General features: G+C 36.3%; 8 protein-coding genes and 1 pseudogene. 3 read left to right on the top strand and 6 right to left on the bottom strand.

What is annotated here, in order from left to right:
- The first annotated feature begins 220 nt into the window (after window positions 1-220).
- Complete coding sequence (locus CD128_RS08645; protein WP_103329573.1) at window positions 221-592, top strand: MarR family winged helix-turn-helix transcriptional regulator; 372 nt, start codon at window positions 221-223, stop codon at window positions 590-592.
- Between the two features lie 73 nt (window positions 593-665).
- Here the strand turns inward: CD128_RS08645 and CD128_RS08640 are convergent, their stop codons facing one another.
- The 5 genes from CD128_RS08640 to CD128_RS08620 form a co-directional block, all read right to left on the bottom strand.
- Window positions 666-1,316 carry an SDR family oxidoreductase gene (locus CD128_RS08640; protein ID WP_103329572.1) on the bottom strand — a complete coding sequence of 217 codons (651 nt, stop codon included), beginning with the start codon at window positions 1,314-1,316 and terminating at the stop codon, window positions 666-668.
- A 189-nt stretch (window positions 1,317-1,505) separates the two neighbouring features.
- Window positions 1,506-2,333 (bottom strand): phosphonate ABC transporter, permease protein PhnE, encoded by an 828-nt coding sequence (phnE, locus tag CD128_RS08635; RefSeq protein WP_103329571.1) that lies wholly within the window; start codon window positions 2,331-2,333, stop codon window positions 1,506-1,508.
- The gene (gene phnE, locus CD128_RS08630; RefSeq protein ID WP_103329570.1) at window positions 2,330-3,130 is read right to left on the bottom strand and encodes a phosphonate ABC transporter, permease protein PhnE; all 801 of its coding nucleotides are present in this window, start codon (window positions 3,128-3,130) and stop codon (window positions 2,330-2,332) included. The genes phnE (CD128_RS08635) and phnE (CD128_RS08630) overlap by 4 nt, the downstream gene beginning before the upstream one ends.
- Before the next feature lies 1 nt (window position 3,131).
- A complete protein-coding gene (gene phnC, locus CD128_RS08625) occupies window positions 3,132-3,905 on the bottom strand; it encodes a phosphonate ABC transporter ATP-binding protein (RefSeq protein ID WP_103329569.1) in 774 nt (257 codons plus the stop codon).
- A 159-nt stretch (window positions 3,906-4,064) separates the two neighbouring features.
- Window positions 4,065-5,024, bottom strand: coding sequence for a phosphate/phosphite/phosphonate ABC transporter substrate-binding protein (locus CD128_RS08620; RefSeq protein WP_103329568.1), 960 nt, complete (start codon window positions 5,022-5,024; stop codon window positions 4,065-4,067).
- A gap of 495 nt (window positions 5,025-5,519) precedes the next feature.
- Here CD128_RS08620 and CD128_RS08615 point away from each other — a divergent pair.
- Window positions 5,520-7,109: pseudogene (locus tag CD128_RS08615) on the top strand (DNA-binding protein).
- A gap of 91 nt (window positions 7,110-7,200) precedes the next feature.
- The gene (locus CD128_RS08610) at window positions 7,201-8,742 is read left to right on the top strand and encodes a bifunctional metallophosphatase/5'-nucleotidase (protein WP_103329567.1); all 1,542 of its coding nucleotides are present in this window, start codon (window positions 7,201-7,203) and stop codon (window positions 8,740-8,742) included.
- 82 nt (window positions 8,743-8,824) lie between these two features.
- On the opposite strand, the gene CD128_RS08605 is transcribed toward CD128_RS08610, so the two are convergent.
- Window positions 8,825-9,994, bottom strand: coding sequence for an MFS transporter (locus tag CD128_RS08605; RefSeq protein WP_103329566.1), 1,170 nt, complete (start codon window positions 9,992-9,994; stop codon window positions 8,825-8,827).
- Window positions 9,995-10,256 lie beyond the last annotated feature (262 nt).

Raw genomic sequence — 10,256 nt, 5'->3', positions numbered from 1 at the left:
CTTCCATATCTATTCACCTCAATTATATAAAAACATATATTTCGAGGTATTGTAAGGCGAAAGGCCCAAAATTACAACTCTGTAAGTTTCCTGGGAAATTTCCACACCTTTCTTTTCAATTTCTTTCCATTTTTTTCGAAATAAAAGAATAACTTCCCTACTTCAATTTATTTATTGTTATAATACTGGTATTACACTAGAAAAAATGTGAGGCATTTATATGGCAGATCAATTAGTATGTAAATGGCTAGATTTCACAGCTACTTATAACAATGTTTCTAAACAACTGGAACGAGACTTAATGTCACGCCATAATCTTGCGTTGAAAGAATTTTATGTCTTAATGTATTTGGATTGCGCTGAAGATAATCAACTACCATTAAAAGAATTACAAAATAAAGTGGGATTAAGTCAAAGTGCAATGTCACGACTCGCGACTAGAATGGAATCAAAAGATTGTGGTGTGATAAGACGTCAAGGTTATGGAGATGACAAACGTGGGGTTTATGCTAAGATGACTGACAAAGGTCACCGCTTCTACGATGAAGTGAAAGTTACATTTGAAGAAACACTACGCTCCACTTTTCAATAATAAAAACAAAAGGCCCATATGAGACAGCGCTTATATGCCATCTCATATGGGCCTAAACTTTACCTATAACTCATTATTTAATTTCTTCTAAAGCTGTTCTAACATCAGTATCTCCAGATTGGATATAAACAACTTGTTTATCGACTTTCTCAACATCTAACGCATTAATTAATGTTGTCGCTACGTCGTCACGTGGAATAGTGTAGCTATTTGGGTCTCCTTCAATTGAGAATGAAGCATTGATTTTACCTGTACCTTCGTCATCTTGTAATGGACCTGGACGAACAATTGTATAATTTAAATCTGATTGTTCTATATAGAAGTCTGACATATGTTTTGCGACTGCATAAGGACGCATCTCATCAGATTCTTTATCTGGATCAGGGCTATCTGTAGCACTAAGTTGTACTAATTTTTTAACACCGTGCTTACTTGCGGCATCGACTACTTTTTTAGAGCCCCATAAATCAACTAATAGTGTTTTATCTGCACCTGTACTACCGCCAGAACCTGCGACGAAGATGACTGCATCTACACCATCAAATGCTTGTGAGATGTCGCCTTCTAAGTCTCCGATGACTACATTATCAGCACCTACGCTCTCTAATTCTGAGACTTGTTCTTCTTTACGCACTAAAGCGACTGAACTGTGCTCAGTATCTTTCAATTGTGCAATGACTTTGTGACCTACTGCACCATTTGCGCCTACAACTAATACTTTCATGATAAAACTCCTTTCAGTTTATATATCACTATACATGCATGCACATGCATTATATTTAATTACATAATATATCATTGCCTTTTTATTTATTTTTAAACATTGAGAATTAAAAAAGAAGGAGCGGGCAGAAATCTCATTCAAAAATAAGATTTCTGTTCCGCTCCTCTTTTCAAAAAATAAATAACTTTATTACACAATGCGTTTACGGATGGCGCCAGATATTAAATCTACGATGGCTACCATGATAACTAAACCAATTAGAATGATACCTACACGATTCCATGAACGCGTTTGTAGCGCAAAGATTAACGGTGTACCGATACCGCCTGCACCAATTAAACCTAAGATTGAAGCTGAACGTAAGTTTAATTCAAAACGATATAACACAAGTGATAAGAATGAAGGCAAGATTTGTGGAATAACCGCAAATATTAATGTCTTCGTCTTATTCGCACCACTTGCTTTTAACGATTCCACAGACGCGAAGTCTAAGCGTTCAATATCTTCTACAAACAATTTACCTAACATACCTACAGAGTGAATACCAAGCGCTAACACCCCAGAGAACGAACCAGGACCTACAGCTTTAATAAAAATAAGTGCCATTACAATTTCAGGGAATACACGAATCACACTCAAAATAAATTTAGTGATGCCTGTGACTGGGCGTGCTTTAACTAAGTTACGTGCGCCTAAAAATGCGAACGGTATACAGATAATTGCTGCGATAAATGTACCAATGACAGCAATCGCAAATGTTTCAAGTAAGCCACGTAATAAGTCCTCACCAGCTGGTATGTAAACATAACCCCAATCGGGATGGAATAAGCCTTTAAATATCGATTTTAAAATTTCAATCGATTTAGATTTCAGCTCGAGCGCAGGCATGCCAGCAAAGCCCCACACAATAATTGCTAAAACGACGATAGCTATTATCCAATTTTTAATTAATTTTTGCTTCTGTTTTTTTGATTTAACGGGATACTTTTGTTCTAACTTATGCTCATTTTGTGTCATGCGAGTTGTTCCCTCACTTTCGAACTTACATAGTCAATAATAACGACAATAACTAATGTAAATAGGATAATCATCGCAGTTTTCGGATATTGGAATAAGCCTAATGTTGAATCATAGAATAAACCAATACCACCAGCACCTACGAGTCCAAGTACCGCTGAAGCACGAATATTAATTTCAAATGCAAAGAGTACATATGAGAAGAACGTAGATAGTATTTGCGGAACAACACCGAATATAATCCACTTTGTTTTATTTGCGCCAACTGCCGTCATCGCTTCCATTGGGCCTGGGTCAATTGTTTCGAGCGCTTCATATAATAATTTAGCGATAACACAAATGGTTAGAATGAATAAAGCTAACACCCCAGGAATTTGGCCAATACCGAAGACAGCTACAAAGATAGCAGCTAATAATAAATCTGGAATCGTACGTACAATATTTAAGATAAACCGCGCAGGAATCGTAATCCATTTCGTTTTAACAATATTGCTAGCACAGATTAAAGCGATTGGAATTGATACAATTGCTCCTAAAAATGTCCCTACAATAGCCATGCGAATGGTATCTAACATAGGTTTAGTAATGGTACTCAAATATCCCCAATCTGGAGGTACCATTTGACCAAAGAATGAGGCAATTTGAGGTAAACCAACCATTAAGTCACCAAAGCTAAAGCCTGTATATAAGAAACTCCAAATGACTAACGCTAACACTAGAAAAATGGTAAAACTCGTCTTAAGTGAAAATTTCTTGTTTAAATATTGATCATATTTACTCGTTGTAGGTGTCGCCATATTACTCCACCCCTAGCTTCTCGTCATCTTTAAGTTTACGACCATAAATTTCATTAAATACCTCTTCAGTAGCTTCACTCGCAGGACCATCATAAACAAGTTCACCGGCACGTAAACCAATGATGCGTGTACCATATTCAAGTGCTAAATCTACGAAATGCAAATTAATTAGAATCGTTATACCTAATTCTTCATTAATCTTCTTTAAATCATCCATAACCTGTTTCGTTGTTAAAGGGTCTAACGACGCGACTGGTTCATCGGCTAAGATAATCGCTGGTTCTTGTGCCAGCGCACGTGCAATTGAAATACGTTGTTGTTGCCCACCTGACAACTGATCTGAACGTTGATCATATTTATCTAGGATATTCACACGTTCCAACGCATTCATTGCCTTCACTTTATCTTCTTTTGGAAATAGTCCTAAGACCATTTTCCAAGTAGGATGATACCCCACTCGACCGCTCAATACATTACGTAACACTGAAGAACGTTTTACAAGATTAAAGTGTTGGAAAATCATTCCAATATTACGACGCATCATTAATAGTTCTTTACCTTTAGCTTTAGTAATCGATTTACCTTCGATAGTGATTTCCCCAGAAGTAATATCATGAAGACGATTCACCGATCTTAATAATGTAGATTTACCTGCCCCTGATAAACCAACAATGACCGCAAAATCGCCTTTTTCGATATTCAAGTTGATATCCTTTAACCCAACATGACCATTAGGATACACTTTATTAACATCTTTAAATTCAATTTGACTCATTTACTTAACACCCTTCATTTTACAAAGAAAAGCTATGCCCAACACAAATAGGGCTTAGCTTTTCCTTGTCACTTATTTAATTACAGTGTCGCTAAAAACTGAGCTAGTCTGCATCCCTCTCCATTCAAGAAGTGACTAACTCAATCTTTTTTTCACAAATTATTTCATATCTTGAACTTGTTTTTCATATTTTCTTACGATATCGAAGTCTGAATCTTTAGCATCTGTGTAGCCTTCATGAGAGTATACTTCACTGATAATTTTGTGACCTTCTTTTGATTTTGAAATTTCTTTAAATGCTTTTTTAAGTTTTTCTTGGAAATCTTTGTTCATGTCTGGACGAACAGAGATTGTATCGTTTGGAATTGGTTCTGTTAATTTAAGAATTTTTGTATCTTTGAATACGTTCGGTTGGTCTTTTTTAACAATTGTACGTGCATCTTGGAATACTGCAGCTGCATCTACATCGCCATTTAATAATGAAATGACTGCTTGGTCATGACCTTTCATGTTTACAATTTTCATATCTTTTGTTGCGTCAATACCAGCTTCTTCTTTAAGCGTTGAGATAGGGAATGTGTAACCTGCTGTTGAAGTAACGTCTTGTAATGCGATTTTTTTACCTTTTAAGTCTTTTAAGCTATTGATACCAGAATCTTTTTTAACTAAGATTTCTGATTTGTAGTTATTAACTAAATCTTTTGAATTAGAACCATCTTCTTTAACACCATAACGTTGTGCTTGTAATAATAAGTCAGCTGCTTTTTGATCATGTGCTAAAGTGTAAGCAGTTGGTGGTAAGAAACCTACGTCTACTTTTTTAGATTTCATCGCTTCAACGATTGTATTGTAGTTAGTTGAAACAGATACTTTTACTGGAATGCCTAATTTTTTAGATAATAATTTTTCAAGTGGTTTTGCTTTTGCTTCAAGTGTGTCTGCATTTTGTGATGGAACGAATTGTACTGTTAACTCTTTAGGTGTGTAACCATCTTTACCAGAATCTGACCCGCTGTCAGAGCTTTTGTTCTTGCTATCTAATGAGCTATTATTTCCACATGCCGCCGCAAAAATAATAACCGTTAAAGCTAGAACTAAAAGGTACTTCATTTGCTTCATAACTGTAATGCCCCCGTTCGATATGTATAAAATAGTGTAAATTGTCATTCTATATGACATTTATAAGATTACCACAACATTAACTTAAATAATATTTATTATCTGTGAAAAATATATAAAATTTATTTATAATGTGAATGAATTGTAAAGTTTTCTTAAATATTCACTTAACATTCTCTTGTATATCAAATTTTTTATTATACTTTTTTTATGTGGGAGCGGGACAGCATAAAATGTTTTAGCCTACTTTATCATTTTGGCAGTAGCTGACTGATTTGAAAATGCGCTTAAATCAAGCTTTTTCAAACCTAGTCATCCTTGACTAGCGGGCGGGGCCCCAACATAGAGACTTTCGAAAAGAAAGGCTACAAATAAAGCAAGTTGGGGATACAACGAAATTATTTTAATTTCTGTCCTGCTCCCATTGCTTAATTTTCAAAAATGAAAAATGTCTTAATAAATCTTATACATAGTTCAATAATAGGAGAAAAATATATGAAACTTATCAAAATAGTAAGTTCAACTTTATTAGCCTCAACGATTTCATTAACAGGACTAAATGTGAGTCACGCTGCACAAAATAATGCTAACAATTCGCAAACAGTTTTATTCGATGCGTCACATGAACAAACTGCTGGCGCTGCAGATTGGGTCATGGATGGTGGCTTCTCTGATTACGCTGATTCAATGAGACAACAAGGCTACACTGTAAAAGAAATTGACGGCGAAGATAACATCAATGACCAAACTTTAAGTAATAGTAAGATATTAGTGATTCCTGAAGCTAATATCCCTTTTAAAGAAAATGAGCAACAAGCCATGGTTAATTATGTAAAAAAAGGTGGCAACATTATCTTTATCGCCGACCATTACAATGCGGATAGAAATTTAAATCGCATCGACTCTTCAGAGGCAATGAACGGTTATCGTCGTGGAGCTTATAAAGACATGACGAAAGATATGACTGCTGAGGAGAAGAATTCACAAGCTATGCAAGGCGTGAAAAGTTCAGATTGGCTATCTGACAACTTCGGTATCCGCTTCCGTTACAACGCGCTTGGTGATTTAAATACGCAAAATATCGTCCCTAGTTCGGAAAGTTTCGGCATCACTCAGGGCATTCACTCTGTATCTATGCACTCTGGTTCAACACTAGCGATTACGGATCCTACGAAAGCGAAAGGTATCATTTACACGCCTGAACATTTATCATCTAAACAGAAATGGTCTCACGCTGTAGACCAAGGCATTTAAAATGGCGGTGGCGTAGCTGAAGGTCCTTATGTAGCGATAGCGAAAGTCGGCAAAGGTAAAGCAGCCTTTATCGGTGACTCATCTCTAGTAGAAGATAGTACGCCGAAGTATAAACGTGAAGATAACGGCCAGACTAAGAAGACTTACGATGGCTTTAAAGAAGAAGACAACGGCCAACTTTTAACAAATATTACAGATTGGTTTGGAAAAGTAGACAATGCAACGAGCTTGAAAAAAAGTGGTATTAAATTAGATCAACCAACACCTACTCTAGCATTCGAAACACCACAAAATTCAACAGAACCGCAAAAAGAACCGTGGTCTCAACCAGAGCAAGGCTACAAATGGTATGATCGCTCAACATTCGCACCAGGTAGTTATGGCGCAACAAAAACGACTAACAATCAAAACAATAATTCAAATGCCACTCACAACAGCAATAATAATGATGGTAATTCAAAAGGAAGCGATACAAAGAGTCCTTCACCTACCCATACAACAAATGGCAACGTGCAATTTCACTTACCAGACAATATTCAACTAAATAAACCATTCCAAATTACCGTTAATTTAAGTAATATGGAACAAAGTAAAACGCTCGATCAACTGAAATTATCGATTTATCAAAATGGCGGCACGCAATTAGCTAGTTTTACTCAAGACGGTAAAAACTATGATGACATTGGTTATAGCCAACCTCAAAGTGTAACAACAGACAATGAAGGCAACGCCACACTTACACTTACAGCCAAAGTGAATACGAACATCTCAGGCGCAAACATTCGCCTTAAACAGGGTAACCAACCATTAGCCACAGGCACAATTCAATAATCTTAACACAATCTAAAGAGATATAAGAAGATAGCGCATACTTCCCAAACGACGCCCTTCTTTATCTCTTTTTTACGAAAGGACGATACCCATGACACAACTCTCTTTTTACATCGTAAGCGACGTACACGGCTACATCTTTCCCACAGACTTCTCATCACGCAACCAACAATTACCGATGGGCCTATTGAAAGCCAACCAATTAATCGAAAGTGAGCGCTCGCATGACGACATTAGCTTTAAAATAGATAACGGCGATTTCCTACAAGGCGCCCCATTATGCAATTACTTAGTTTCTGAACGCCAAACTAGCGCCCCATTAACTAATATTTACAACCGCCTCAACTTCGATTTTGGCACAATCGGCAACCACGAATTTAATTACGGACTTCCCTACCTTAAAGACACACTCAGCCAATTGCACCATCCAGTCCTATGCGCCAACATCTTAGATACACAGAACCAGCCTTTCACAGGTAACGGCATTCATTTCTTTGAAAAGGCAGGCCTAACAGTCGGCGTCATCGGACTAACCACACAATACATACCTAACTGGGAACAACCCAACCATATCAAAGGCTTACAATTCCGTAGCGCCGTAGATACACTTGAACAATTATTACCTGACATACGCAGCAAAGTAGACATCGTCGTCGTGTCGTATCATGGCGGGTTCGAAAGAGATATAGATACTAATGAACCAACTGAAGCTTTATCAGGCGAGAACGAAGCATCAGAAATTTTAAATCAATTTCATGATCACATCGATGTTCTCATCACAGGTCATCAACATCGCGATATCGCCACAGTAAAGTATGATACAGCAGTTATTCAACCAGGTACTCGCGCAACTCAAGTTGGTAAAGTTACACTGACTTTAAATAATCAACATCAAATTATTAATAAACAAGCGACTTTACTACCCGTTACTTCAGAAACAGATTTTGAACTTTTACCAGAAGACGCCTCACTTTTAAATAACTTAGAAGATTGGCTAGATACAAATATCACGACGCTACCTGAACCTATGTTAGTAGAAGACAAATTTGAAGCGCGCGTAAAACCTCACCCGCTTCTTAATTTAATCAATCTCATTTTGTTAGAGAAAAGTGGCGCCGACATAGCAAGTATAGCCCTATTCGATTCAGCAGCTGGCTTTAATACACAAGTGACTATGCGTGATATTATTAATAACTATCCTTTCCCTAATACCTTCCAAGTTTTAGAACTCACAGGAGCCGGTATTAAAGAAGCACTCGAACGATCAGCAAGCTACTTTGCGCTAGACGAAAATAATGGGATTATTGTTAACGAAGCATTCTTGTATCCAAAGCCCCAACACTTTAACTACGATATTTACGGTGGTATTAGTTATACAATTCATGTTGGGCAACCTATTGGCCAACGCGTAACAGATATTAAAGTTGGAGATACACCTTTAAATGAAACACAAACGTACACAATTTGCGTGAATAATTATCGTGCCGTCGGAGGCGGTAATTATGAAATGTTCGCCCAAGCTCCTGTGGTAAAAGACATTCAAGAAGAAGGTGCTCAAGTGTTAATCGACTATATGACAACGCATCAACTTGATAGTCTGCCACAAGTAGTGAATTTCGAAGTAACTATTTAAATAAACGATTTATGAAGCTGAATTTATATTAAAAACACCTCTAACATCAGTACTTTCAACTACTCATGTTAGAGGTATTACTTTATTCTTCAAATTGGATATTTTTCTTTTCATAAAAATGATTTAACGTATTTAGTAAAATACCTAAAATAATAATGCCACCAGATACAAACGTAATGATTAGATAAGGGAAACCAATTGATAATAAAATTGAACCAATTAATGCACCTAAAAAGTTAGCGACATTAAAGATTGAAGCCGCTAATGTACTAGCAAGTAATGGCGCTTCTTTCGCACTTAAAATAATCTTACTGTTAAGTAACGGTGTTGTACCAAATGTACCGAAACCGAATAAGAAACAGATAATAATTGCTAAGATTGCACTATGCACAACCGTAACGAATGAAATAATCGTTAAGAACAGTAATAAAAATGTGTAGAATAAAAATTTCGTTAATTTAGGTTCAGGCACTCTACCAGTGATAAGATTGCCCGCTACACCACCTAAACCGAACATAAATAAACACAATGTAAGGCCTATGATGCCATATGGTGAATATTTATGAATCATTGGTTCCATAAATGTATACGTTGTAAATACACCGGAATAACCAAATATAATAATAGACATAATAATTAAGATATGCGGATTTTTAAATACCTTCAATTCACCTTTAATATTTGTTTCAGTGCTTAAAGTAACATTAGGTACAAATTTCACCATACCTAACATTGTAATGATAGCTAAACCAATCATTACAGCAAAAACAACGCGCCAATTTGCGAAACCACCTAAGAATGAACCAAATGGCACACCTATCATAACTGCAATGGTTAAGCCTGCTTGTACTAATGCAATCGCTTGTGGCTGTTTACCACGTGGTGCCACGGCAGCCGCCACACTCATACACACACCAAAGAACGGCGCATGCATTGAAGCAGAAAGCAATCGGGATAACAACAATATAGGAAAGTTTGGCGCTAACATTCCAATAATGTTACTTCCTATAAATATCGCCACCAATATAGGTAATAAACGCTGTGCACGCATTTTCATTGTAAACACGCGCATAAATGGTCCGATGACTGCCACACTCACAGCGTAGACACTAATCAATAGACCCGTGCTCGAAATTGAAACTTTCATATCCCCTGCGATTTGTGTCAATAAACCTGTTACTACATATTCAGCCATGCCTACTGTAAAGGTACCTAGCATGAATATGAAAAACATCATTCTGTTATCCTTCATCATTGCTTCCTCCTTTTTATTCATTTTTAAATAATACGATAGCTATATTACAAAAAAATACATACCATGTGAAGAGGTTTGTTCATATTTTTTTATTCCCTAAAAGTCTTATCTCATAAGTTTTCATAAATTTTCATTGTATTAAAATTAAGATAATTTCAAATGTATTACCTACGCCTAAGATGTTTGAATATATTTCTGATAATCTTATATTTATTCAATTTTATTTATATATTTTTTTGGAAAATTTTAAGTTTTATAC

The sequence above is a fragment of the Staphylococcus croceilyticus genome, assembly GCF_002902575.1.
GTDB classification, from domain to species: Bacteria; Bacillota; Bacilli; order Staphylococcales; family Staphylococcaceae; genus Staphylococcus; species Staphylococcus croceilyticus.
This window is presented reverse-complemented; position numbering and strand designations above follow the sequence as displayed.